Annotated in this window: 22 protein-coding genes; 16 read left to right on the forward strand and 6 right to left on the reverse strand. The window is 70.4% G+C overall.

The annotated features are described in order from the left end of the window. Positions 1 to 120: 120 nt before the first annotated feature. Positions 121 to 1,023 carry a type I pantothenate kinase gene (gene coaA / locus AB0J87_RS01855; protein WP_363963083.1) on the reverse strand — a complete coding sequence of 301 codons (903 nt, stop codon included), beginning with the start codon at positions 1,021 to 1,023 and terminating at the stop codon, positions 121 to 123. 194 nt (positions 1,024 to 1,217) lie between these two features. Here coaA and AB0J87_RS01860 point away from each other — a divergent pair, with 194 nt between their 5' ends. The 12 genes from AB0J87_RS01860 (at position 1,218) to tsaD (ending at position 11,727) form a co-directional block, all read left to right on the forward strand. Then, entirely contained in the window at positions 1,218 to 2,624 is a 1,407-nt protein-coding gene (locus tag AB0J87_RS01860) for an alkaline phosphatase PhoX (RefSeq protein WP_363962212.1), read from the forward strand. A 13-nt stretch (positions 2,625 to 2,637) separates the two neighbouring features. Beyond that, positions 2,638 to 2,988 carry a holo-ACP synthase gene (locus tag AB0J87_RS01865; RefSeq protein ID WP_350731030.1) on the forward strand — a complete coding sequence of 117 codons (351 nt, stop codon included), beginning with the start codon at positions 2,638 to 2,640 and terminating at the stop codon, positions 2,986 to 2,988. 9 nt (positions 2,989 to 2,997) lie between these two features. Further along, a complete protein-coding gene (locus AB0J87_RS01870) occupies positions 2,998 to 4,455 on the forward strand; it encodes an NAD(P)H-hydrate dehydratase (RefSeq protein WP_363962213.1) in 1,458 nt (485 codons plus the stop codon). Between the two features lie 70 nt (positions 4,456 to 4,525). Continuing rightward, on the forward strand, positions 4,526 to 5,659 hold the full coding sequence (gene alr / locus AB0J87_RS01875) for an alanine racemase (RefSeq protein WP_363962214.1): 1,134 nt from the start codon (positions 4,526 to 4,528) through the stop codon (positions 5,657 to 5,659). A gap of 45 nt (positions 5,660 to 5,704) precedes the next feature. After that, on the forward strand, positions 5,705 to 6,757 hold the full coding sequence (locus AB0J87_RS01880; RefSeq protein WP_350731032.1) for an alpha/beta hydrolase: 1,053 nt from the start codon (positions 5,705 to 5,707) through the stop codon (positions 6,755 to 6,757). Further along, on the forward strand, positions 6,754 to 7,212 hold the full coding sequence (gene tsaE, locus AB0J87_RS01885; protein ID WP_355190272.1) for a tRNA (adenosine(37)-N6)-threonylcarbamoyltransferase complex ATPase subunit type 1 TsaE: 459 nt from the start codon (positions 6,754 to 6,756) through the stop codon (positions 7,210 to 7,212). The genes AB0J87_RS01880 and tsaE overlap by 4 nt, the downstream gene beginning before the upstream one ends. Before the next feature lie 168 nt (positions 7,213 to 7,380). Continuing rightward, a complete protein-coding gene (locus AB0J87_RS01890; protein WP_350731035.1) occupies positions 7,381 to 8,058 on the forward strand; it encodes a hypothetical protein in 678 nt (225 codons plus the stop codon). A gap of 2 nt (positions 8,059 to 8,060) precedes the next feature. Next, the gene (locus tag AB0J87_RS01895) at positions 8,061 to 8,597 is read left to right on the forward strand and encodes a class F sortase (RefSeq protein ID WP_350731036.1); all 537 of its coding nucleotides are present in this window, start codon (positions 8,061 to 8,063) and stop codon (positions 8,595 to 8,597) included. A gap of 45 nt (positions 8,598 to 8,642) precedes the next feature. Further along, a complete protein-coding gene (locus tag AB0J87_RS01900) occupies positions 8,643 to 9,572 on the forward strand; it encodes an aminoglycoside phosphotransferase family protein (RefSeq protein ID WP_363962215.1) in 930 nt (309 codons plus the stop codon). A gap of 43 nt (positions 9,573 to 9,615) precedes the next feature. Beyond that, positions 9,616 to 10,260 (forward strand): tRNA (adenosine(37)-N6)-threonylcarbamoyltransferase complex dimerization subunit type 1 TsaB, encoded by a 645-nt coding sequence (gene tsaB / locus AB0J87_RS01905; RefSeq protein ID WP_363962216.1) that lies wholly within the window; start codon positions 9,616 to 9,618, stop codon positions 10,258 to 10,260. An 11-nt stretch (positions 10,261 to 10,271) separates the two neighbouring features. Then, on the forward strand, positions 10,272 to 10,703 hold the full coding sequence (gene rimI / locus AB0J87_RS01910) for a ribosomal protein S18-alanine N-acetyltransferase (RefSeq protein ID WP_363962217.1): 432 nt from the start codon (positions 10,272 to 10,274) through the stop codon (positions 10,701 to 10,703). Beyond that, a complete protein-coding gene (tsaD, locus tag AB0J87_RS01915) occupies positions 10,696 to 11,727 on the forward strand; it encodes a tRNA (adenosine(37)-N6)-threonylcarbamoyltransferase complex transferase subunit TsaD (RefSeq protein ID WP_350731043.1) in 1,032 nt (343 codons plus the stop codon). Before rimI ends, tsaD begins: the two co-directional genes overlap by 8 nt. Before the next feature lie 42 nt (positions 11,728 to 11,769). Here the strand turns inward: tsaD and AB0J87_RS01920 are convergent, their stop codons facing one another. Continuing rightward, on the reverse strand, positions 11,770 to 13,791 hold the full coding sequence (locus AB0J87_RS01920) for a hypothetical protein (protein ID WP_363962218.1): 2,022 nt from the start codon (positions 13,789 to 13,791) through the stop codon (positions 11,770 to 11,772). A 186-nt stretch (positions 13,792 to 13,977) separates the two neighbouring features. Continuing rightward, entirely contained in the window at positions 13,978 to 15,306 is a 1,329-nt protein-coding gene (locus AB0J87_RS01925; RefSeq protein ID WP_363962219.1) for a methyltransferase domain-containing protein, read from the reverse strand. 249 nt (positions 15,307 to 15,555) lie between these two features. Between AB0J87_RS01925 and groES the strand changes: the two genes are divergently transcribed. Further along, complete coding sequence (groES, locus tag AB0J87_RS01930) at positions 15,556 to 15,870, forward strand: co-chaperone GroES (protein WP_197093639.1); 315 nt, start codon at positions 15,556 to 15,558, stop codon at positions 15,868 to 15,870. A gap of 73 nt (positions 15,871 to 15,943) precedes the next feature. Then, positions 15,944 to 17,566, forward strand: a complete 1,623-nt coding sequence (gene groL, locus AB0J87_RS01935; RefSeq protein ID WP_363962220.1) for a chaperonin GroEL — start codon at positions 15,944 to 15,946, stop codon at positions 17,564 to 17,566. A 70-nt stretch (positions 17,567 to 17,636) separates the two neighbouring features. Here groL and AB0J87_RS01940 read toward each other — a convergent pair whose 3' ends face one another. After that, positions 17,637 to 18,845: a sialidase family protein gene (locus AB0J87_RS01940; protein WP_363962221.1), complete on the reverse strand. Its 1,209-nt coding sequence runs from the start codon at positions 18,843 to 18,845 to the stop codon at positions 17,637 to 17,639. Positions 18,846 to 19,601: 756 nt separating this feature from the next. Here AB0J87_RS01940 and AB0J87_RS01945 point away from each other — a divergent pair. Continuing rightward, positions 19,602 to 20,237, forward strand: a complete 636-nt coding sequence (locus AB0J87_RS01945) for a sigma-70 family RNA polymerase sigma factor (protein WP_132334441.1) — start codon at positions 19,602 to 19,604, stop codon at positions 20,235 to 20,237. 109 nt (positions 20,238 to 20,346) lie between these two features. Here the strand turns inward: AB0J87_RS01945 and AB0J87_RS01950 are convergent, their stop codons facing one another. Continuing rightward, the gene (locus AB0J87_RS01950) at positions 20,347 to 20,724 is read right to left on the reverse strand and encodes a DUF5319 domain-containing protein (protein WP_090930411.1); all 378 of its coding nucleotides are present in this window, start codon (positions 20,722 to 20,724) and stop codon (positions 20,347 to 20,349) included. Between the two features lie 39 nt (positions 20,725 to 20,763). Next, a complete protein-coding gene (locus AB0J87_RS01955; RefSeq protein WP_363962222.1) occupies positions 20,764 to 21,753 on the reverse strand; it encodes a LuxR C-terminal-related transcriptional regulator in 990 nt (329 codons plus the stop codon). A 725-nt stretch (positions 21,754 to 22,478) separates the two neighbouring features. Between AB0J87_RS01955 and guaB the strand changes: the two genes are divergently transcribed. Further along, positions 22,479 to 23,960 (forward strand): IMP dehydrogenase, encoded by a 1,482-nt coding sequence (guaB, locus tag AB0J87_RS01960; protein ID WP_363962223.1) that lies wholly within the window; start codon positions 22,479 to 22,481, stop codon positions 23,958 to 23,960.

Raw genomic sequence — 23,960 nt, forward strand, 5'->3', positions numbered from 1 at the left:
TGAGGCTGACGTGCATGATCCGATACCGATGTCACGACCATGGTGAGGAGTGCTGGTTCGCCGCGGTGGACGACCAGGAGTGCGGGGGCAGGTTGGCCCTCTACCTGTTCGAGGAGGTGCTCAGGTCTGGCGGAGCCGTACCCGCCGTACCGAGTGGTCGGCGCCCTTCTTGAGCACGAGGTCGGCCCGGCCCCTTGTGGGGGCGATGTTCTCGACCAGGTTGCGCTCGTTGATGTCGCGCCAGACGTTGACCGCGAAGGCCGTGGCCTCCTCGTACGAGAGCTCCGCGATGTACCGGAAGTACGACTTCGGGTCCTCGAAGGCGGTGCGGCGGAGTTTGTGAAAGCGGTCGACGTACCAGGTGCGGATGTCCTCGACCTTGGCGTCCACGTAGATGGAGAAGTCGAAGTAGTCGTTGACCGCGAGGGACGTGGGCGGGGCCGGCTGGAGGACGTTGAGCCCCTCGATGATCAAGATATCCGGACTTTTCACGACTTGGCTTTCCTTGGGCACGATGTCGTACTCCAGGTGGCTGTAGATCGGCGCGCGCACCTCCGCCGCCCCGGCCTTCACCTCCGCCACGAACCTGACCAGCGCCCTGCGGTCATAGCTCTCCGGGAAGCCCTTGCGGTGCATGATCCCCTTGGCCTCCAGCACCGCGTTCGGGTAGAGGAAGCTGTCGGTGGTGATCAGCTCCACGTGCGGGTGCTCGGGCCAGCGGGCCAGCAGGGTGTGCAGGAGCCGCGCCGTCGTCGACTTGCCGACCGCGACGCTGCCCGCGATGCCCAGGATGTACGGCACGCGCTGCTCGGGATGACCGAGGAACGCGCTCAGCACGCTGCTGCGCTCTTTGGATCCGGTGAAGTGCAGGTTCAGCAGCCGGGTCAGGGGGAGATAGATGTCCGTGACTTCAGTGAGGTCGATGGGGTCGTCGAGGCCGCGAAGCTCTTCCAGCTCGTCTGCGGTGAGAGTCAAGGGCGTGTTCTTGCGGAGCTCGCTCCACTGCTCCCTGCTCAGTTCCACGTAGCCGTTGTTCACCTTGGCAGCGTAGCGAGGAGCGGTGAACCGGATCATGGCCGGGTGCGCGCAGCGAGATCCACAGCCTGTGGATAAACACGTGGGATTACCGAGACTCAGGTCGGGGAAGGAAGATCCGTCTTGCCGAATCACGCGTATGAACAGGTGTCGGCGGCTACTGTGCAGGGCTGGGAGGTCTGATGGACCGTCGTCGCTTCATCACGAACGTGATCGCCGTCGCCGGCCCCTTCGCCGGAGTCGCGTGCGCGGGAGTGCAAGGGGGTGTCAAGCCGGTGCAGGGGGGTTACGGGCGGCTGAAGCCCGTGCCGGACCTGCGTGACGGGAAGGTGCGGCTGCACCTGCCCGAAGGGTTCAAATATCGCTCGTTCAGCGCCGCCGGCGAGAAGTTCAGCGACGGGTCGGCCGTGCCGGGCAGGCACGACGGCATGGCGGCGTTCTCCGGCCCCAAGGACAGCGCGATCCTGATCCGCAACCACGAGGTCAACGGCCCCGTCGGCGCGTTCGGCGACAAGGCCAGGGCGTACGACCCGATGGCCGGGGGCGGCACCTCCACGCTGCGCGTCACGCGCTACGGAGAGGTGATCCAGGCCGCCCCCTCGCTCAACGGCACCATGATGAACTGCTCGGGCGGCCCCATGGCGTGGCGGGCGTGGGTGAGCTGCGAGGAGACGGTCAACGGGCCCGACGTGGCCGACGACTTCTCCGGCGGCGACAACGCCAAGCTCACCCGCAAGCACGGCTACATCTTCGAGGTGCCGGTCAACCGCGCCGCCACCGCCAGGCCGATCAAGTCGGCCGGCCGGTTCCCGCACGAGTCGGTGGCGTTCGACCCCTCCACGGGCGCGCTCTACATGACCGAGGACAACTTCTCCTACCCCTCCGGCTTCTACCGCTACCTGCCGCCGAAGCACCCCGTCCAGGCCGGGCGGCTGCTCGACGGCGGGCGGCTGCAGATGCTGGCCGTCAAGGGCGCCAAGCGCAAGGACCTGTCCGTGGGGCAGCAGCCCGCGGCCACGTACGAGACCGCCTGGGTGGACATCGAGGACCCCGACCCGACCTTCACCGGCAGGCCCGCCTACGACCAGGCCGTCCAGGCCGTGGGCAGCCAAGGGCGCGAGCAGGGCGCGGCGATCTTCTCCCGGCTGGAGGGGGCCGTCTTCCACCAGGGGGTCGTGTACTTCGTCTCCACCCAGGGCGGGGCCACGGCGGCTGGCGACACGCCGCCCTCCGGGTTCGGCAAGGGGCGGGGACAGGTGTGGGCGTACGAGACGTGGAGCGGGCGGCTCAGGCTCGCCTACGAGTCGCCGCGCTCGGCGGTGCTCGACCTGCCCGACAACGTGACGGCCAGCAGGCGCGGCACGCTCGTGCTGTGCGAGGACGGCGACGGCGACAACTACCTGCGCGGGCTCACGAAGGCGGGGCAGATCTTCGACTTCTGCCGCCTGGAGCCGATCCCCGACGACCCGGGGGCGGAGTTCGCGGGCTCGACGTTCGGACCCGGCGGCCACACCCTCTATGTCAACGTCCAGGCGAAACAGGGCAGGTCATTCGCGATCTGGGGTCCGTGGGAGCGCGGGCTGTTCTGAGTACGCTGGGGTCATGATCCTTGGCATCGGCGTTGACGTCGTGGACATCGACCGCTTCGAGGCTGCGCTGGAGCGCACGCCGCAGCTCAAGGAGCGGCTGTTCACCGAGGCCGAGATAGAGCTGCCGGTGCGGTCGCTGGCCGCCAGGTTCGCCGCCAAGGAGGCCGTGGCCAAGGCGCTCGGCGCGCCCAGGGGGATGGCCCACCTGGAGGCCGAGGTGCGCCGCGACGAGCACGGCAAGCCCGAGCTGCGGATCACCGGCAAGGCCGCGGAGGTCGCCTACGACCTCGGGGTCAAGCGCTGGCACGTCTCGCTCAGCCACGACGCGGGCGTGGCCGTGGCCTACGTGATCGCGGAGGGATAGCTTCGGATCGTGAAGACTGCCTACACCGCCGACCAGATCCGGGGCGCCGAGCACGAGCTGATGGCGCGGCTGCCCGAGGGCACGCTCATGCAACGGGCCGCCACCGGGCTCGCCGCCGTCTGCGCCGACCTCCTGGGCAGGGTCTACGGCAAACGCGTCGTGCTCCTCGTCGGCAGCGGCGACAACGGCGGTGACGCGCTCTACGCGGGCGAGCGGCTGGCCAGGCGCGGGGCGTGGGTGGGCGCGGTCCTTGCCGGGTCCAAGACGCACGAGGCCGGGCTCGCCGCGCTCAGGCAGGCCGGCGGGCGGGTCGTCGAGCGGGACGCCCTGGAGCGCGCGGACCTGATCATCGACGGGCTCGTCGGGATCGGGGCCTCAGGGGCGCTGCGGGAGCCGTACCGGACACTCGTCGAGGAGGCGAACGCGGCCCGCGGGCCGATCGTCGCGGTGGACGTGCCGAGCGGTGTGGACGCGAGCAGCGGCCGGGTGGAGGGCCTCGCGGTGCGGGCCCGGGTGACCGTGACCATGGGGGCGTACAAGACGGGCCTGCTCGTTGATCCCGGCGCCGAGCACGCGGGCAGGGTCGAGCTGGTGGACATCGGGCTCGGGGCCCATCTGCCCGATCCCGACGTCGCGGCGCTGACCGGCGGCGACGTGGACGTCCTGCTGCCGCGGCCCGGCAACGAGTCCGACAAGTACCGCAGGGGTGTGCTGGGCGTCGCCGCGGGGAGCGACCTGTTCACCGGCGCGGCCGTGCTGGCCGTGGGCGGCGCGTTGCGGGCGGGGGCCGGCATGGTGCGGTACGCGGGCCCCGGCGCGCCGGTCGCCCAGGTGCGCGCGCACTGGCCGGAGGCCGTCGTCACCGAGTTGGACCGGCCCTCCCTCGAAGACGTGGGCCGGGTGCAGGCGTGGGTGCTCGGGCCGGGGCTGGGCACCGGGGAGTGGGCCCACGAGGTGGCCGCCCAGGTGCTGGCGTCCGACGTGCCCGTGCTGATCGACGCCGACGCACTGACGCTGGTGGCCCGGGACCGCGGGCTGCTGCGGCGGTCGGCGCCCGTCCTGATCACGCCGCACGCCGGAGAGCTGGCGCGGCTCATCCGCGCCGACCGGGCCGCCATCGAGGCCGCCCGGCTGGAGCACGTCCGCCGGGCCGCGGCCGAGCTGGGCGTGACCGTGCTGCTCAAGGGCTCCACCACGGTGGTGGCCGAGGAGTCGCGGCCGGTCCGGGCGAACGTCACGGGCACCTCCTGGCTGGCCACCGGGGGGACCGGCGACGTGCTGGCGGGGGTGGCCGGGGCGCTGCTCGCCCAGGGGCTGAGCTGCTACGACGCGGCGTCCTGCGGGGCGTTCCTGCACGGGCTCGCCGGGTGGCGGGCCGCCGAGGGCGCGCCGCTGACCGCGGCCGACGTGGCCGCTGAGGTGCCGGCGGCCATCCGCGCGGTGACCGGCGGGGGCCGCTCGTCGTAGGGGTGGCCGGGAGTGGAAATCGCGCTCGACCACCCGCGTGAGCTGCCACACTGGAAGGATGTACTCCTCGATGGCCACACCGGCCCAGGCGCGGGTCGATCTGGCCGCGATCAGGCACAACGTGGCCCTGCTCAAGGAGCGGGCCGGCGGCGCGGAGCTGATGGGCGCCGTCAAGGCCGACGCGTACGGACACGGGCTGGTGCCGGCGTCCGAGGCCGTCATCGAGGGAGGCGCGAGCCGGCTGGGCACCGCGTTCGTCCGGGAGGCGCTCGAGCTGCGCGCGGGCGGGGTGACCGCGCCGATCCTGTCGTGGCTCATCACCCCCGGCGAGCCGCTGGACGAGGCCCTCGACAAGGACATCGAGCTGTCGGCCTCCGACGCGGGGCTGCTCGGCGAGATCGAGGCCGCCGCCCGCCGCACGGGGCGCACGGCCAGGCTCCACCTGGAGGCCGACACCGGCATGAGCAGGGGCGGCTCGCCGCTGGCCGCCTGGCAGGGGCTCCTCGACGGGGCGCTGAAGCTCCAGGCCGAGGGCGTCGTCGAGATCGTCGGCCTCTGGTCCCACTTCGCCTGCGCCGACATCCCCGGCCACCCGTCGATCGAGCAGCAGCAGGAGGCGTTCAGAACGGCGCTGAAGCTGGCCGAGCGGGCCGGGGCGGCGGGCACCCACGTGATCCGGCACCTCGCCAACTCCGCGGCCACCGTGACGCTTCCTGAGGCCCGCTACGACCTGGTCAGGCCCGGCATCGCGATGTACGGCCTGAGCCCCATCCCCGAGCTGGGCGACTTCGGGCTCAGGCCGGCGATGACGCTCGTGGCGCAGGCCGGGCTGGTCAAGCGGGTTCCGGAGGGCTCGGGCGTGTCATACGCTCACCTGTACGTCACCGACCGCGAGACCACCCTCGGTCTCGTGCCGCTCGGATACGCCGACGGGATCCTCAGGCACGCCACGGGGCGGGTCGAGGTGCTGGCCGGCGGGCGGCGCAGACTGATCGCGGGCCGGGTGTGCATGGACCAGTTCATGATCGACATGGGCGACGACCCCCTGTCGGCGGGCGACGAGGTCGTGCTGTTCGGGCCCGGTGACGGGGGCGAGCCGACCGCTCAGGAGTGGGCGGATAATCTCGGCACGATCACGCATGAGATCGTGACCAGGATCGGGTCGCGCGTGCCGCGGGTCTACGAGCACAGGCGCTCGGAGTGACGACGGGCACTTCGCGGCGGGCATGAGCGGAGAAGGATCGGGGAGATGACGACGACAACACGGCGCAGGGTAGGCATCGCCGGCGCGCTCGTCGGTGCGGCTTCCGCCGGCGTCGCGGCGGCGGCGCTGGCCAAGCGGTACGCGGTCGGCAGGATCAGGCTGCGCCCCGACACCGAGGCCAGCGAGCCGTTCGGCGAGCTGCGGGGCAGGGAGCGCACGCTCGTCACCTCAGACGGCAAGGCGCTGCACCTTGAGATCGACGGACCTGAGGACGCCGAGCTGACCGTCGTCTTCTGTCACGGCTACTGCCTCAACCTGGAGTCCTGGCACTACCAGCGCAAGGACCTGCGCGAAAACTACCGCATGGTGCTGTGGGACCAGCGCTCGCACGGGCGCTCGCAGCGCGCGGGCGCCGACGGCAGCACGATCGACCGGCTGGGCGCCGACCTGGCCGAGGTGATCGAGAAGTTCGTGCCGGGCCCGTGCGTGCTGGTGGGTCACTCCATGGGCGGCATGACGATCATGGCGCTGGCCGACAGCCACCCCGAGCTGTTCGCGGACAAGATCCGCGGCGTCGCGCTCATCGCGACCTCGGCGGGCAAGCTGGCCGAGCTCACGCTGGGCATGCCGGCGATGGTGTCCAAGGCGGTGCACAAGATCGCCCCGTCCACGATCTCGATCCTGGGCAAGGGCGGCGCCCTGGTCGACCGCACCCGCCACGCGGGCAGCGACATCGCGTTCCTGATGACCCGCTACATGGGCTTCGGCGACTCCAAGAACGTCAGCCCGACCGTGGTCGACTTCGCCGAGTCGATGATCAGGGCCACGCCGACCGAGGTGTTCGCCGACTTCTACCCGGCGCTGATGAACCACGACAAGCTCTCCGCGCTCGACGTCCTCGACCAGGTGCCCACCGCGATCATGGTGGGCGAGCGCGACTGGCTCACCCCGCCCGACCACAGCAAGGCCATCGCCGCGGCGCTGCCCAAGGCGCAGCTCACCGAGGTGCCCGACACGTCCCACCTCATCCAGTTGGAGCGGCCGGGCGCCGTCAACGACGCGCTGCGCGACCTGATCAAGAGGGTGGAGATGCAGTGAGGCTGGCGACCGCCGAGGACATGCGCGCGTACGGCGCCCGCCTGGCCGGGCAGCTGCGCGCCGGAGACCTGCTCGTCCTGTCGGGCGCGCTCGGCGCGGGCAAGACCACGCTCGTGCAGGGCATCGCGGAAGGGCTCAAGGTACGCGGCCCGATCACCTCGCCCACGTTCGTGATCGCCCGGGTGCATCCTTCGCTGCGCCAGGGGCCGCCGCTCGTGCACGCGGACGCCTACCGGCTCGGCGGCGACCTGGAGGTCGACGACCTCGACCTGGACGCCTCGCTGGAAGAGTCCGTCACCGTCGTGGAGTGGGGCGAGGGGCTGGTCGAGGGGCTGGCCGAAGACCGGCTGGAGATCCACATCGACCGCGAGGCGGGCGAGGAGGCCCGCATTGTCACCCTGCGCGGCGTGGGTCCGCGATGGGCCGACACGCCGTCTGAGCCGCTGGAAGACTAAAACCGCCGTCAATTTTCGGCAATACTGGCACCCTTGACGTACCAGGCCAATGACATAAATCATGATCGTTGGTCAGGGATTGGCCCAGATTTTCTGGGTATCAGGAGGGGCGACATCCATATTTCTGATGGATGCTGGGTGGTACGACGGCGGAGTGGGGTGCGGCCGGTGCTCAGGGTCAGGCGAGTCGCGTACGCGGGAGCCATCGTGATGGTCGGTCTGACCGGCTGCACGGCCTCCGCCGATGCAAATCCAACAGGCACAGCCACGCCCAGCCCCACAGCCAGCGGCACCGCCGCCCCGGCCGCCACCGCCACGGGCAGCCCGCGGCCCTCGACCAACAGGCAGACCATCTCGGTCCAGCTCAACCCCGACCGCGTCACCGCGGGCGAGACCTCCAAGGTGTGGATCCTGGCCAACTGCCCCGTGCCGACCGGCGGCCCGGCGCACACCGGCACCGGGACCTCGCGCGCGTTCGTCAACGGCGTCGTGCTCAACCCGGTCGCCGGGGCCTCGGCGACCCCCACCGCGACCGCCACGTCCGCCAACGGCTCGCCCTGGGTGCGCGGCGAGGCGCAGGTCTCGGGAACGGTCCGGCGCGGCTCCTACCGGGTCGACGTCAAGTGCGACGGCACCAACGACCTGGGCCGGGCCACCCTCAGGGTCGCCGCGGCCGAGGCCGTGCCGTCCACCGTGCCGAGCAAGGCGCCCAAGGCGGGCGGCGGCGGCACGTACGGGATGGACGCGAGCGACGACTCCTCGATCCCGATCGGCCCCGCGGGCGTGCTGGTCGGCCTCGCCCTGGTCGCGGGCATCGGCTTCGCGGTCAAGCGCCGCAAGGCGTAGCGATGGCCCGACCTGGACGGGTGGTGCTCGCCGGCGCCGCCACGGGCCTGCTGCTGGTCGCGTTCGGCAAGAGCATGCAGACCGGCACCACGCCCACCGCGTCGATCGTGCCCGAGAGCATCGACATCCCCTCGATCGACGTCGACGCACCGCTGATGAAGCTCGGTTTATCGAAGGACGGCGAGGTCGAGCTGCCCCCGTACGAGAAGCCGAAGGTGGCCGGCTGGTACTCCGGCAGCGCCGTGCCCGGCGAGAAGGGCGCCTCGGTGATCATCGGCCACGTCGACACCAAGACGGCCCCCGCCGTGTTCTACAAGCTCAGGCAGTTACGCAAGGGCGAGACCGTCAAGGTCGAGCGCAGTGACGGCAAGGTCGTGAGCTTCAAGGTCGACCACATCGAGCAGGTGCACAAGGACAGCTTCCCCACCAGGCGCGTGTACCTGGAGGACGGCCTCAAGCTGGTCACCTGCGGCGGCAAGTTCGACTACGCCAAGGGCGAATACCTGGACAACATCATCGTGTACGCCTCCCGCGCCTGAAAAACGGTTTGCGATCCCCTTCCTCTCGTCCGGGATCATGGACGCGTGAGTGTGAACACCAGCCCGCCCGCGTCCGGCGTACGCCTGCCCTGGAGGTGCGTGCACCCGCAGGTGCGCGCGGCGGTCGAGGGCTTCCTCGGGGCGCGCGTGGCCGAGGCGGTCACCCAGCCCGGCGGCTTCTCGCCGGCGGCGGCGGTCCGCCTGCGCGCGGAGAACGGCAGGCGCGCCTTCGTCAAGGCCGTCGGCCCCGAGCCGAACGCCGACAGCGTCCGCATCTACCGCGCCGAGCTGGAGATCGCCGCCGCGCTGCCGGACTCCGTGCCCGCGCCCAGGCTGCTGACCGGCTTCGAGCTGGAGGGTTGGGTCGCGCTGGTCTTCGAGGACGTCGAGGGCGCGCCTCCCGAGCTGCCCTGGCGGCGGGACCAGCTCGACCGGGTGCTCGACGCCGTCAGGCGGATGTCGGCCGAGCTCACCCCCGCCCCGATCGCCGCGCCGCCCATCGCCGAGTCCATCGGCTCGTCCTTCCACGGCTGGCGCGACCTGCTGGAGGAGGACACCGGCGGGCTCGACCCGTGGGCGCTGCGCCACCTCGGCGAGCTGGCCGAGCTCGAGTCCGGCTGGGCCGCGGCGGCGGCCGGCGACACCCTGGTCCACCGGGACCTGCGGGCCGACAACATCCTGCTCAGCGGCGAGCGCGTCTACGTCGTGGACTGGCCGTGGGCCTGCGTGGGCGCGCCCTGGGTCGATCTGGTGGCCATGCTGCCGTCGATCGGCATGCAGGGCGGGCCGATGCCGCACGAGCTGTTCACCGATCCCGACCCCGCGGTGACCGCGGTGGTCGCCGGGCTCACCGGCTATTTCATCCGTCACTCGCGTCTTCCGGACCCGCCGGGACTGCCCACGGTCAGGGCGTTCCAGCGGGCGCAGGGGGTGGTCGCGCTCGACTGGCTCAAGCGTCGTACGGGCTGGTCTTGACTTTTGGAGGCGGCGGGCCGTACGGCGGGTAGGCTAGACAGCCGTGCTGGTCCTGGCCTTTGATACTGCGACTCCCGCCGTCACCGCCGCGCTCCACGACGGTGGACGGGTGCTCTCCGAGCACACGACGATCGACGCCCGGCGTCACGGCGAGCTGCTCATCCCCACCATCGAACGCGTGCTGGACGAGGCGGGCGCGGCGCTGCGCGACGTGACCGCCATCGTGGCGGGCAGCGGCCCCGGCCCCTACACCGGGCTGCGCGTCGGGCTGATGACCGCGCAGGGGCTCGCCACCACGCTGGGCATCCCCGCGTACGGCATCTGCACGCTCGACGCCGTCGCCTACGGCAGCGGGCTCGCCGAGCCGTTCCTGGTCGCCACCGACGCGCGGCGCAAAGAGGTGTTCTGGGCGCGCTACGCCGACATGCGCACCCGGCTCGACGGGCCCTTCGTCGACCGCCCCGCCGACGTGCCCGTGGACGGGCTGCCGGTCGTGGGCGCCGGCGCCGGGCTCTACGCCGAGATCCTCGGCGAGAGCGACGCGCCCTCGTACCCCTACGCCGGCGGCCTGGCCGCGCTCGCGGCCGAGCGGCTCGCCCAGGGCACGCCGCTCGACCCGCCCCGCCCGATCTACCTGCGCCGACCCGACGCCGTCGTGCCCGGGGCGCCCAAGCGGGTGACGGCGTGAACCTCCGGCCGATGACCGCGACCGACCTGCCGGCGGTCATGTCGATCGAGCGGGCCACGTTCCCGCTCGACGCGTGGAGCGAGGGCATGATGCGCGGCGAGCTGGCCGACATGCCGCGCTCGCGGCACTACGTGGTGGCCCTCGTGGACGGCGAGATCATCGGCTACGCCGGGCTCGCCGCCGCGGCCGACCAGGCCGACGTGCAGACCATCGCCGTGCTGGAGAAGCACCAGGGCACCGGCATCGGCGGCGCCCTGCTGACCGAGCTGCTGGCCGAGGCGGGCCGCAGGGGAGCGCGGGAGATCTTCCTGGAAGTACGCGCCGACAACCCGCGCGCGCAGGCCGTCTACCGGCATTACGGGTTCGAGGAGATCGGCACCCGCCGCCGCTACTACGACGACGGCACCGACGCGATCATGATGAGAAGGAATCTTGATGACTGACGAACCACTGGTCCTGGGCATCGAGACCTCCTGCGACGAGACCGGCATCGGCATCGTCAGGGGCCACACCCTGCTGGCCAACACGATCGCCTCCAGCATGGAGGAGCACGCCCGCTACGGCGGCGTGGTGCCCGAGGTGGCCTCGCGCGCCCACCTGGAGGCCATGACGCCGACCGTGGAGGCCGCGCTGGCCGAGGCCGGCCTGAAGTTCTCCGACATCGACGCCATCGCCGTCACCGCGGGCCCGGGGCTGGCGGGGGCGCTGCTGGTGGGCGTGGCCGCCGCCAAGTCGTACGCGCTGGGCCTCGGCGTGCCCCTCTACGGCGTCAACCACCTGGCCGCCCACGTGGCCGTCGACCAGCTCGAACACGGGCCGCTGCCCAAGCCGTGCATCGCCCTGCTCGTGTCGGGCGGCCACTCCTCGCTGCTGCTCGTGCCCGACGTGGCTTCAGACGTGATCTCGCTCGGCTCGACGGTCGACGACGCGGCCGGCGAGGCGTTCGACAAGGTCGCGCGGGTGCTGGGGCTGCCGTTCCCCGGCGGGCCGCACATCGACCGGGCCGCGCGCGACGGCTCGGGCGCGGCGATCACGTTCCCGCGCGGCAAGATCGACGACGGGACGCTCGACTTCTCCTTCTCCGGGCTCAAGACGGCCGTGGCGCGCTGGGTCGAGGCCCGCGAGGCGTCCGGGCAGTCGATCCACGTGCCCGACGTGGCCGCCTCGTTCCAGGAGGCCGTGGTCGACGTGCTGACCCGCAAGGCGCTGCAGGCGTGCCGGAAGTACGACGTGCACGACCTGCTGATCGGGGGCGGCGTGGCGGCCAACTCGCGGCTGCGCGCGCTGGCCCAGGAGCGCTGCGACGCGGCCGGCGTACGGCTGCGCGTGCCCCGCCCCGGGCTGTGCACCGACAACGGCGCGATGGTCGCCGCCCTGGGCTCCAACCTGGTCGCGGCCGGGATCACGCCGTCGACGCTGGAGATCCCCGCCGACTCCTCGCTGCCGATCACGACCGTTCACGTGTGAGGGCCGTGCCGTCGATGACGGCACGACCCCCCCAAGTCAGTCCTAGTCCTTGGCCCTGGTGGGGCGCAGGAGGGCCTCGGCCAGGGCCAGCATGGTCTCCTCCAGGGCGCCCAGGCGCTTGGTGAGGTCGTCGGTCGCGGGCTGGACGATGCCGGTGACCGTCTCCGTGAGCTGGTCGCGGTCGGGACGCGCCGTGACGAGCTCGGTGAGCGCGCTCGCGGCGGCGGTCAGGCGCTCGGCCTGGTCTCCGGCGTGCGCCTGGAGCAGCTCGCTCTGGCCCGCCAGGGCCTCGGGGAGGCGGCCCACGCGCTCGCTGACGGTCTCGATGCGGTCGTCGACGGACTCCAGGTGCGCGCTGGCCTGCTCGGCGCGGGTGGCCAGGCCGTTGAGGTGGGTGTCGAGCCCGTTGAAGCGGGTGTCGATGCCGTCGAACCGGCTGCTCAGGTGCTCCTCGGCCTCGACCAGGCGCTCGTCGACGGAGTCGATCTGGGTGTCGAGCTTGTTGAAGCGGCCCTCGTTGCGCGTGGACAGCTCGCCGAGGCGCTGGTCGGAGGTGGCCATGCGCTCGTCGAGGGCGCCGAAGCGGGCGTCGATGCGTACGTCGAGCGCGTCGAACCTGTCGTCGTGGCGCCCGAGGTGGCCGTCCACGGTGCCCAGCCGCTTGTCCACGCCGCCGAGCTGGTTGTCCACGGACAGGAGTCGCTTGTCGACGCCGGCCATCCTGCCGTCGAGGCCGTCGAGCCTGGTGTCGATGTCGGCCAGGCACTCGTCGGCGGACTCCAGACGGCTGTCGAACCCGGTGAGCCGCGAGTCGAGCCCCGTGAGCCTGCCCTCGACCCGGTCGAGCCGGGCGTCCACGCCGCTGAGGCGGGCGCTCAGGCGCTGCTCGCTCTCGCCGAGCTGGATGGCGAGGTGCCGGTCGGCCTCGTCGAGCCTGGTGGCGAGGCGCAGCTCGACGTCGGACAGGCGGCTGCCGAGCTGCTCGTCGGACTCCTTGAGGCGGCTGGCCAGCCGCTCGTCCGCCTCGACGAGGCTGGTGGCCAGGCGCTGGTCGGTCTCGTCCATCCGGGCGCTCAGCCGCAGGCCGGTCTGGTCGATCCGGTCGGACAGCCGCTGGTCGGTCTCGTCGAGCCGGTCGGAGAGCCGCTCTTCGGTCTGGTCGAGGCGGTCGGACAGTCGCTGGTCGCTCTCGCCGAGGCGGACCGTCAGCCGCTGGTCGCTCTCGCCGAGGCGGACCGTCAGCCGCTGGTCGGTCTCGTCGAGCCGGCTCGTCAGTCGCCGGTCGGTCTCGTCGAGGCGGTCGGAGAGCCGTTGGTCGGTGTCGTCGAGGCGGGTCGTGAGGCGCTGGTCGGCCTCGACGAGCCGCGTGGTCAGCCGCTGGTCCGTCTCGTCCATCCGGACCGAGAGCTGCTTGTCCTGGGCGCTCAGCCGGGCGGTGAGGTGCTCCGACAGGTCGCCGACCGCGACCTCGACCCGGTCGGTGCGGGTGGTCAGGTCGGCCATCGACTTGTCGAGCCTGGTGAAGCGGCTCGCGGCGGCCTCCATGCTGCTGTTGAGCGTGGCCAGCGTGGCGGCGAAGTCGGACATCCCCTTCGTGAGGCCGTCCGTGCTGTCGAGCACCGTCTGCAGGCGGGTGAGCGCCTCGTCCACGCCCTCGCCCATGGTGCCCAGGTCGGCCCGCAGGCCGGGCAGGTCGGCCACCGGGGCGACGCGGGCGTCCACGTCCCCGATCCGCTCCCCGACGGCGTCCACGTGGTCGCGTACCGCCTCGACGTGCTGAGCCAGCCCCTCCGCCCACATCGGCGGCTTGGCGGTGATGTCGTCGAGCCGCCCGCTGACCGCCTGCAGCGTGCCGCTGAGGCCGCCGAGCTCCCGCTCGCGGACCTCGCGCAGCAGCCACTCCATGCCTTCGAGCCGCTGGCGGATCTCGTCCAGCACGGCCCCCTGCGTGCGCTGCTCGTACACATGATCCTGCGAGGCGCGCGCCAGCAGGTCCCGCATCCTCTCGGAGATGCCGGACTGGCCTCCTGCCTGGAGAAGGGTGGTGTGGTTGGAATGGTCCACCGAAAGCTCCTTTGGCTCGCCGACGGTCTGCCGCGCAGCGGTGGGATATAGGTCGATTTTCAGATGAACGAGCGGGAACGCGGAAAACCGCATCAGGGGAGAACTCCCGTCCGCCCACCTTAGCCTCTCGATCAAGGTCCGTCAGGGGCGAAGAGAAAGATCGAGGTTAACGGCAGAATGACCGGTTCAGGCAGGTGGAGAGGTGTCGCAGATGATGACCGATGGCTTATCGATGATTCGGGTAAGGATGATAGTTGCCGATTTTTCGCCATTTAGGCGGAGATCTGAGCGGAGGCGCTCGATGTCGACGGCGGAGCCGCGCTTCTTGATGGTGACATTTCCGACTTGTCGCTCACGGAGGGCGGCGCGCAGCTTTTTCCCTGAAAAGGGGAGAACGTCCTCTACTTCATATCTGGCCGCCCATGGGGTGTCGATCGGGGCGTCACCGGTGATGTAGGCGATCATCGGGTCGAGCAGGCGTCCGTTCACGATTTCCGACACCTCGCCCACGAGGTGTGCCCGGATGGCCGCGCCGTCCGGCTCGTAGACGTACCTGCCGACCGGGCCGACGGCGGCCTCGGCGCCCGTGGCGGTCAGAGTGTGGCCGCCGGGCAGCAGGGTGGCGCGACGCCCCGCTGCTCCCTCCTGGCCGGTCCAGAGGGCGGCCTCCTTGACCTCGCCCTTGTACGAGACCCACTCGGCCTCGGCGCCTCCGGGGATGAACTCGTACGGGATGCCCGGGGCGACCTTGACGCACGCCCGGGAGGCTCTGGAGACCAGGTCGAGCACCACCGGCCAGGGCGGGGAGTAGGCCATGGGGTCGAACGTCCTGCCCCGGCTCGTCCGCCTGGCCGGGTCGGCGAAGAGCACGTCGTACTCCTCCGGCCGCACCTCGGCCGCGTCCCCCACCGACACCGTCACCCTGTCGGCCAGCCCGAGCGCGTCGGCGTTGGCCCTGGCCACGGCGACGGTCAGCGGGTCGGTGTCCACGGCGGCCACGGTGCAGCCGGCGCGGGCCAGCGCGAGGAAGTCGCCGCCGACGCCGCAGCAGGCGTCCACGACCCTCAGCCCACGCCCGAGCCCGTGCGGGGGCGCGTCCGGTCCGTGCGGGGGCGCGTCCGCGACGCCGAGCCTGTGCAGGGGTGCGTCCAGTCCGTGCGGGGGTGCGTCCGCGACGCCGAGCCTGTGCGGGGGCGCGTCCGGTCCGTGCGGGGGCGCGTCCGCTCGTGTCTCGGCGGTCAGGCGGCGGGCGCGGTGCTCGGCGACCTCCGTCCGCGTGGACTGCTCCAGGCCGTGCGGCGTGAAGTACATCCGCCCGGCGTCCTCGCCGAACTTGGCCCTGGCGCGCTCCCGCAGCCCCGCCTGGGTGAGCGCCGCGGAGGTCAGCGCGGCGTCGTACGTCTTGCGCAGCCTCGTGGCGGCGGCCACCGGATCCGTGCCCACCAGCTCCACGGCCTCCGCGAGCGCGCGCTGCCCGCGCGGTGTCAGCAGCTCGTCGAAGGCGTCAAGGTCCACATCACCCGACGTTAGTGCCATGTCCGACCCGGTCGGACCATGGGCGTACCGTATCCAGAGGGGGTGGATTCGGTCTGATCGCTCTCAGCAGACGCGTTCGTGTTGACTGTCAAGCCCCTCTTGCATATGTTTCCTGTTGGCACTCTCCCCTTGAGAGTGCCAACGTGCGACGAGGCAGGTCTGACACCCGCGACGGCAGGCCCAGCTGGTCGCCTCTTCTAGATCATTCAAATCTGAAGGGGAGGTCCGATCGTGACGACCGCCACCAAGGTTCCCGTTAAGCCGCTCGGCGACCGCATTGTGGTTCAGCCGCTTGAGGCCGAGCAGACCACCGCTTCCGGCCTGGTCATCCCGGACACCGCCAAGGAGAAGCCGCAAGAGGGCAAGGTCCTCGCGGTGGGCCCCGGCAACTGGGATGAGGACGGCGACAAGCGGATTCCGCTCGACGTCTCTGAGGGCGACATCGTCCTCTACAGCAAGTACGGCGGCACCGAGGTCAAGTACGGCGGCGAGGAGTACCTCGTGCTCTCCGCCCGCGACGTTCTCGCGATCATCGAGAAGTAAGCCGGATGTGTCGAGCCCCGGGCGCTCTTGAGGGCGGCCGGGGCTTTCGACGCTAGGAGAGGACTTTCAAACAATGGCGAAGATCCTGGAGTTCGACGAGGATGCCCGCCGCGCGCTCGAGCGCGGTGTGAACGCCCTCGCCGACGCCGTGAAGGTAACCCTCGGCCCGCGCGGCCGCAACGTCGTCATCGACAAGAAGTTCGGTGCGCCGACGATCACGAACGACGGTGTGACCATCGCTCGTGAGATCGAGCTGGAAGAGCGCTACGAAAACCTCGGCGCCCAGCTCGCCAAGGAAGTTGCCACCAAGACCAACGACATCGCGGGTGACGGCACCACCACCGCCACCGTGCTGGCCCAGGCCATGGTCCGCGAGGGCCTGCGCAACGTGGCCGCCGGCGCCTCGCCGCTGTCGCTCAAGCGCGGCATCGACAAGGCCGCCAAGGCGATCAGCGACAAGCTGCTCGACAGCGCCCGCGAGGTCGCCGACAAGAAGGAGATCGCCAACGTCGCGACGATCTCCGCCCAGGACGCGCAGATCGGCGACCTGATCGCCGAGGCGTTCGACAAGGTGGGCAAGGACGGTGTCCTCACCGTCGAAGAGTCCAACGCCATGGGCATGGAGCTCGAGTTCACCGAGGGCATGCAGTTCGACAAGGGCTACGTGTCGCAGTACATGGTGACCGACCCTGAGCGGATGGAGTCCGTCCTCGAGGACGCCTACATCCTGATCAACCAGGGCAAGATCGCCTCCATCGCGGACTTCCTGCCGCTGCTGGAGCAGATCGCCCAGACGAAGAAGCCGCTGCTCGTGATCGCCGAGGACGTCGAGGGCGAAGCCCTGGCCGTCCTGGTCACCAACAAGATCCGCGGCACCTTCACCTCCGTGGCCGTCAAGGCCCCGGGCTTCGGCGACCGCCGCAAGGCCATGCTGCAGGACATCGCCACCCTCACCGGTGGCCAGGTCGTCAGCGAGGAGGTCGGCCTCAAGCTGGAGCACGTCGGTCTCGAGGTGCTCGGCACGGCCCGCCGCGTCGTCGTCACGAAGGACAACACCACCATCGTCGACGGCGCCGGTGACCCGCAGGCCATCGAGGACCGCGTCAAGGAGATCAAGCTCGCCATCGAGCAGTCCGACTCCGACTGGGACCGCGAGAAGCTGCAGGAGCGCCTGGCCAAGCTCGCCGGCGGTGTGTGCGTGCTGCGCGTCGGCGCCGCCACCGAGGTGGAGCTGAAGGAGAAGAAGCACCGCCTCGAGGACGCGATCTCCGCGACGCGCGCCGCGATCGAGGAGGGCATCGTCTCCGGCGGTGGCTCCGCGCTGATCCACGTCTCCAAGACTCTCGACGACCTCGGCCTGACGGGCGACGAGGCCACGGGTGTCGGCGTCGTGCGCCGCGCCCTGGTCGAGCCGGCCCGCTGGATCGCCGAGAACGCCGGTCTCGAGGGCTACGTGGTGACGCACAAGGTCGCCGAGCTGGAGGCGGGCCACGGCCTCAACGCCGCGACCGGCGAATACGGCGACCTGATCGCGCAGGGCGTCATCGACCCGGTGAAGGTCACGCGTTCGGCCGTCCAGAACGCCGCGTCGATCGCGGGCATGCTCCTCACGACCGAGGCGCTCGTGGTGGACAAGCCCGAGGAGGAGGCCCCCGCCGCCGGCGGCGCGGGGCACGGTCACGGCCACGGCCACTGACCCGGCTCTTCTCTCGCCACGGCCCGCACACCCGAAAGGGTTGCGGGCCGTTCGGCGTTCCGGGGACGGTTCAACGCAGGCCGATCGCGCTCTCCCAGAACCAGTTCCAGCGGATCTCGTCCCGGAAGCGGTTCGCGCCCGCCTCGTACAGGACGCCGATCGCGCCGTTGCCGAGGAGTGCCATGTCGGAATATCCGGCGTGGTCGCCGTCGATCCTCACTCCCGCGTTGTTGGTGGAGTTGTCATAGTTCCGCCAGGTCGCGCCCTCGTCGAAGGACGAGCGCACGTTCATGCCCACCGGGTTGTTGTCGGTCTTCGGCGTGGCGGGCGCGGAGAGCAGGATCCGGGTGTAGGGGGCCTTGTCCCGCTGGCGCAGCAGGGCCGGGTGGGTGGGCGGAGCGGTGACGGCGCCGTCGGCCCGGAAATCGCCGTCGAACGTCTCGCCTCCGTCCGTGCTCACGCCACGGGCCAGACCGTGGACGGAGGTCTGGTCGTCGGGTACGGCGCCGTTGCGGGCGATCACGAGGATGCCGCCGTCGGTCCGCTCGACCAGGGTCTGCTCGCCCAGCTTCAGGACCGACTTGTCGTAGGTCGCGGTCGCGCCGATCTGCCACGTCGCGCCGTGGTCGTCGCTGTAGATCAGCCGTACGCTCTGCGTGTCGCCCACACTGAAGTAGACGGGCACCACCAGGCGGCCGTTATGGGCCGGTTGGGTCAGCTGGATGCCGTGCCCCGGCCCCGTGGCGAACCAGTCCCCGGCGCCCGCGGGCGCCTTGATGACCCCCGACAGGTCCTTCGGGCTCGACCAGGTGACGCCGTCGTCCGTGCTGACCTGGACCTTCGGCGTACGCGGCGTCGTCTGGGACGCGGTCGGCTCCGAGGTCGTGAACAGGAACACCGGCCCGCCGGAGTCGGCGACCACGGTCGCGTTCCCCTGCAGGGCCGCTCCGGCCGTACTGGGCAGGACGACCCTGCTCGCCTCCCAGGTGACGCCGTCGTCGGTCGAGCGCCGCATGACGACGTCGAACGCGCCGTGGTCGGCGCAGTTGTTCTTGTTGCGCCGCTCGGCGAAGGCGAGCAGCACGTCGTTCCTGGTCTTCACGACCGCCGGCAGCCGGTAGCAGGTGGCCCCCTGGGATCCGCTGGCGGGGATCGACCTCCACAGGGTCTGCTTGTGGAAGACGTACGTGGGGGCCTGCGCGGCCGCCGCGGGTGATGCGCTGAGGGCCACGGCCATGAGTGCCCCGGCTGCCGCGGTGAACGTCCGAAATGTACGCATCAATGCCTCCATTTACGCGTTCGCGGCCATGATCGTCTCATCGGTCGTCCCCCTGATCCACTGCCTCCTGAAGATCGGCGCCGTGGTCGCGGTGCGTCGGCGACGGCCGGCGGCCACCTGGCGGTTCCACATGCGGTGCGGGCGCGGTTCGGGGCGTTTATGGAGCGATCCTTCGCCCGGTCGATCGCATCCGCACGACGCGGCACGAAAGCGCGTACCCGACCAGCAGCACCTGGATCGGTGAGGGCAGCGTCCGCGACGACCTGCCGGCGGCGACCGCGGTCGTGGACGCGGCGGAACGGGCGCTCCCGTTCGTCCTTCGGCGCGCATCGTGAAGGCCTTGTCGGCTGAGGGCTCGGTCGGCTGTGGGGCGAGCGGTTGCGCTTGTGGTGGTGACGACGCTCTGCCGGAACGGCTCTTGGTGGGTGGGGATCGGGGTTGCCCCTTCAGGGCTGCCTGGGCTCCCCATGCGAAGCGGGTCGCCGGTGTGAGGAGCATGCCGTTTGCCCCGGGACCCCTTGGGCGCGGGCGGTTGGGGAGAAGTGGGCGGAAAAGGTGGATTATTGGAGTAAACCGGCAGTGGGTGATAAGCGTCCGGGATCTGACAATTGTCGTGCATTCCAGGTTATGGGATGAAACATTATGTCACTAGTTAAGCCTTAGTGTGGTCATTTGATTACTGCCCGTTATCGTCGCTTCAATGTGACCAATCCGTAGCCGTTCGCCATGACGACAGGCCGGATCAGTGCGGGCATCATGCCTATCGTGAGCGAGGGAAGCGTCGCCGACGCCAAAATTGGGGTAAGGCTCGCGTCGAGACTTCCGGCACGGACGGATGACTCCGACCTTAGGGAACTGACGAGCCTCGCCGTGCAGGGAGATCGCAGTGCGATCGAATCCCTGCTCGGTGAGTTGCGTCCGATGGTGGTGCGGTATTGCCGCGCCCGGCTGGGCAGGGTTTCAGGGCAATATCACATTGCCGATGACGTAGCCCAGGAGGTGTGCATCGCGGTCCTGTCCGCGCTGCCGCGATACCGCGACATGGGGCGGCCGTTCGCCTCCTTCGTGTTCGGGATCGCCTCGCACAAAGTGGCCGACGCGCTACGGAGTTCGGTGCGCTCGGCCGTACCGACTCAGGATCTGCCCGATGGGCCGGACGACGGGCCGGGGCCCGAGGAGACCGTGGTCCGCTACATCGAGGTCGAGCACGCGCGCAGGCTCCTGGCCAGATTGCCCGAGAATCAGCGCGAGTTGCTGCTGTTGCGGGTGGTGTCAGGGTTGTCGGCTGAGGAGACCGGTAATGTACTCGGTATGTCACCGGGTGCGGTTCGTGTCGCCCAGCATCGGGCGCTTGCCAGGTTGCGGCAGATGGCCGAGCTGGAGTCGGCTTGACGCCAGAGGAGGAGACCGACGCGCTGCTCGACGCGCTCGGTCGTGGAGAGAGCCCTGACTCAGGCGATCCAGCCGTGCGGTTGCTGGCCGTGCTGCTCGATGATGTCGGTCAGCGGCGTTCCTCCGTGTCGATGACGCCGTCGACGTAGCCTCTGGCGTACTCCCAGCTGACGTAGTCGGCGGGGTCCGGGTGAAAGGCCGGCTCGTGGACCTGCGGCTGGCCTTTCTCGATCATTTGTCGTAGGTTGCCGCGCAGCAGCTCCCAGTCGAAGAAGTGCTGCTCGCCGCATTCAGGGCAGTCGAGTACGAGGCCCAGGACCCCCTGCGGTTCGAGCAGGGAGCGGAAGACCTCGACGTCAGCGAGGTCCGTGATGGCCTCGTCGCGTTCGGCTGCGGTGAGTGGCTCGGCGTCGTCGAGGGCGCCCATCGCCGAGGAAGGGTCGTTCGGGTCGTCCGCGAACGGGTCGCGGGGGACGTCTTCCAGCACCTTCCCACCATATGACCGAAGCGGCCCGAGCGGTGGACATTACCTCAGCCATCCGCGCCTGGCCGCCTCCACGCCTGCGTGGAAACGCGACTGAGCGCCCAGTTCGGACATGGCGTCCGCGAACCTCGCCCGGACCGTTCGCACCGATACGCCCAGTTGGCGGGCTATGGAGTCGTCACACATGCCCTGGGCGGCCAGGCGGAGGACCTGGACCATGCCGTCGCCCCGGCGGCCCCACGGCAGGGGCACGGCCCTGGCCCACAGCTCCCTGAACAGCGTGCGGAGCATGCCCACGACGATCGGCGTGCGGATCAGATAGAAGTTGTACGCGTGGTCCGGAAGGTTGCCGCCCCAGTACGGGGGCAGGCCCGCGACCTCGGGCCCCGCGGTCATGAACCAGCTCGGCACCCGGTCCAGCGTGCGTACCTTGCCGCCCGTCTCCAGCACCCGGGTGAGCTGGTCGCGTACGCCCGGCAGAACCAGAGTCGAAACCGGAATGATCACGTGAACCGTGAGAAGTTTTCGTTCTTGCGCGTCAATCCATAGTTCCGCAAATTTGCGCGCGAAATCGATCATTGTGCGTTCGTCGGGAACCGCGGTCAATAATTCCATCGGCGGAGACTGCACGGCTATACCGACCACGCTCTCGTACAGCACGTCGGCCCCGTTCACCATCTCCACCGTGAAGGTGCCGCTCTGGTAGTCGCGGCCGGCGTCGTAGTCGCGGATCAGCGACCGGATCGAGCCGAGCGCCGAGTCGATCCTGCGGCTCTCCTCCGCCAGCCGGTCGAGCCGATCGGCGATCACCCTGCCGAGGGCCGCGGCCGGGTGCCTGGCCAGGTATTCCCCCGATTGCTCGTCGATCACGCCCAGCTTGACGAGGTCGTCGAGCTGGCGGCCGACCTTCTCGACGGGACCGTCCATGGCCTGCGCGAGATCGGTGCGGGTCGCGCGGTGCAGGCGCAACACCGCGGTGTACAGCGCGGTCTGCGTCGGGTCGAGGCCCAGCGTCTCGAAAGGATCAGGCATCGTACGGGGCTCGTTGCGCATTAGGGGCGGCTCCGTTGGGGGGACACGGGCGTGCCGTGAGGATAACCCCGCATTACGCTCGTGTCCCCCCGTTGCGGTGACTGGTCGGAGCGCGGTGTGCAACTTCGTGCAATTGCACGTTTTCACATTGCGTTGTTCCGTTCCGTAACGCAGGCTTTACCTAGCGTCGGCATCCTGTGAGGGCTGAAGCGACAGCGGGCCATCAGGACGCGGAGGGGGGTTCGGTGGCGCCAAGCGTCGCCTCGACCCGGATGCCGGTGGCCGAGACACGGGACGGATCACCGACCGTCCCGTGTCTCGGCACTTTTCGATGCCGGGAGTACGACGGGCCGTGGGGGTCATCGTGCTCCCGGCATCGCCGTTTTCGCCGCGGCCCGGGTGGTGCGGCCGACGGGTGGCGGCGGCGTCGAGCGGGGTATGCCGGATGGCGACTGGCCCTCGCTTGGTGCCGATGACGCCCCCAAGGGTGGCGGTCGTGGGACGTAAAGGGGTCGTGGTGCGGTGCGGGGTTGCGGTGGTTCGGGGTGGCGGCTGTGCGGTGGCGGTGGGGAGTGGGGAGTTGGGGGCCGGTGGGGGTGATCGGTTGAAGGGGGTCCTGGGGGTGGAGAAGGCGGTGGGCGTGGCGGGTGTGGGTGCTGCGGCGCAGTTTGGAGGCAGGGCCTAGACTTGGCTCAATCAGAGCAACGGCAAGAGGGGGCCGCAGCATGTCCAAGTTCACCGAGACAGGTTTGACCTTCGATGACGTGCTGCTGGTGCCCGGCTATTCAGACCTGCAGCCAGGCGAGGCCGATACCAGGGCCCGGCTGTCCCGAGGCATCACGCTGTCCATCCCGCTGGTCTCCGCGGCCATGGACACCGTCACCGAGGCCCGCATGGCGGTCGCCATGGCCCGCCAGGGCGGCATCGGCATCCTGCACCGCAACCTGTCGGTCGAGGAGCAGGCCCAGCAGGTCGACCTGGTCAAGCGGTCCGAGGCCGGCATGGTCACCAACCCGGTCACCTGCAGCCCCGACAACACGCTGGCCGACGTGGAGAAGCTCTGCGCGACGTACCGGATCTCGGGTGTGCCCGTGACGGACGTGGACGGCACGCTGCTCGGCATCGTGACCAACCGCGACATGCGCTTCGAGACCGACCAGTCGCGTGCCGTGCGCGAGGTCATGACCAAGATGCCGCTGGTCACCGCCCCGGTCGGGGTGTCGCGTGACGAGGCGTTCGCCCTGCTCCGGCAGAACAAGATCGAGAAGCTGCCGCTGGTCGACTCCGAAGGCAGGCTGCGCGGCCTGGTCACGGTCAAGGACTTCACCAAGAGCGAGCAGTATCCGCTGTCCACCAAGGACGCCGACGGCCGGCTGGTCGTGGGGGCCGCCGTCGGCGTCGGTGGCGACGCCGAGCTGCGGGCCAAGGCGCTGATCGAGGCCGGCGTCGACGTGGTGGTCGTCGACGTGGCCCACGGTCACTCCAAGGGCCTGGCCGACATGGTCGGCAAGATCAAGGCCAACAGCAAGGTGCAGGTCGTCGCGGGCAACATCGCGACCCGGGCCGGGGCGCAGATGCTGGTCGACGCGGGCGCGGACGCGGTCAAGGTGGGCGTCGGGCCCGGCTCGATCTGCACCACGCGGGTGGTGGCCGGGGTCGGCGCGCCGCAGGTCACTGCCATCTACGAGGCGTCCAAGGCGTGCGCGCCCGCGGGCGTGCCGGTCATCGGCGACGGCGGCCTGCAGTACTCCGGCGACATCGTCAAGGCCATCGCGGCCGGCGCCGACACGGTCATGCTGGGCTCGCTGCTCGCCGGCTGCGAGGAGTCGCCCGGTGAGCTGATCTTCATCAACGGCAAGCAGTTCAAGTCGTACCGGGGCATGGGCTCGCTCGGCGCGGTGCGCAACCGCGAGCGCGGCGGCACCTCCTTCAGCAAGGACCGCTACGCCCAGGCCGACGTCGGCGGCGACGACAAGTACATCCCCGAGGGCATCGAGGGTCAGGTGCCCTACCGCGGCCCGGTCGCGGCCGTCGCGCACCAGCTCGTCGGGGGCCTGCGCCAGGGCATGTGGTACGCCGGCTGCCGCACGATCATGCAGATGCACACCGACTGCGAGCTCATGCCGATCACGGCGGCGGGCCTCAAGGAGAGCCACCCCCACGACATCCAGATGACCGTGGAAGCTCCGAACTATCACAGAAGGTAA

This window comes from Nonomuraea sp. NPDC049625, from assembly GCF_040675285.1.
GTDB lineage: Bacteria > Actinomycetota > Actinomycetes > Streptosporangiales > Streptosporangiaceae > Nonomuraea > Nonomuraea angiospora_A.

Bases quoted from the DNA above. Each gene is read 5' to 3' on its own strand.
- guaB (WP_363962223.1), top strand. From the start codon at position 22,479: ATGTCCAAGTTCACCGAGACAGGTTTGACCTTCGATGACGTGCTGCTG.
- AB0J87_RS01880 (WP_350731032.1), top strand. From the start codon at position 5,705: ATGACGACGACAACACGGCGCAGGGTAGGCATCGCCGGCGCGCTCGTC.
- rimI (WP_363962217.1), top strand. From the start codon at position 10,272: ATGACCGCGACCGACCTGCCGGCGGTCATGTCGATCGAGCGGGCCACG.
- AB0J87_RS01860 (WP_363962212.1), top strand. From the start codon at position 1,218: ATGGACCGTCGTCGCTTCATCACGAACGTGATCGCCGTCGCCGGCCCC.
- AB0J87_RS01865 (WP_350731030.1), top strand. From the start codon at position 2,638: ATGATCCTTGGCATCGGCGTTGACGTCGTGGACATCGACCGCTTCGAG.
- tsaD (WP_350731043.1), top strand. From the start codon at position 10,696: ATGACTGACGAACCACTGGTCCTGGGCATCGAGACCTCCTGCGACGAG.
- AB0J87_RS01940 (WP_363962221.1), bottom strand. From the start codon at position 18,845: ATGCGTACATTTCGGACGTTCACCGCGGCAGCCGGGGCACTCATGGCC.
- AB0J87_RS01945 (WP_132334441.1), top strand. From the start codon at position 19,602: ATGCCTATCGTGAGCGAGGGAAGCGTCGCCGACGCCAAAATTGGGGTA.
- groL (WP_363962220.1), top strand. From the start codon at position 15,944: ATGGCGAAGATCCTGGAGTTCGACGAGGATGCCCGCCGCGCGCTCGAG.
- AB0J87_RS01895 (WP_350731036.1), top strand. From the start codon at position 8,061: ATGGCCCGACCTGGACGGGTGGTGCTCGCCGGCGCCGCCACGGGCCTG.
- alr (WP_363962214.1), top strand. From the start codon at position 4,526: ATGGCCACACCGGCCCAGGCGCGGGTCGATCTGGCCGCGATCAGGCAC.
- AB0J87_RS01955 (WP_363962222.1), bottom strand. From the start codon at position 21,753: ATGCCTGATCCTTTCGAGACGCTGGGCCTCGACCCGACGCAGACCGCG.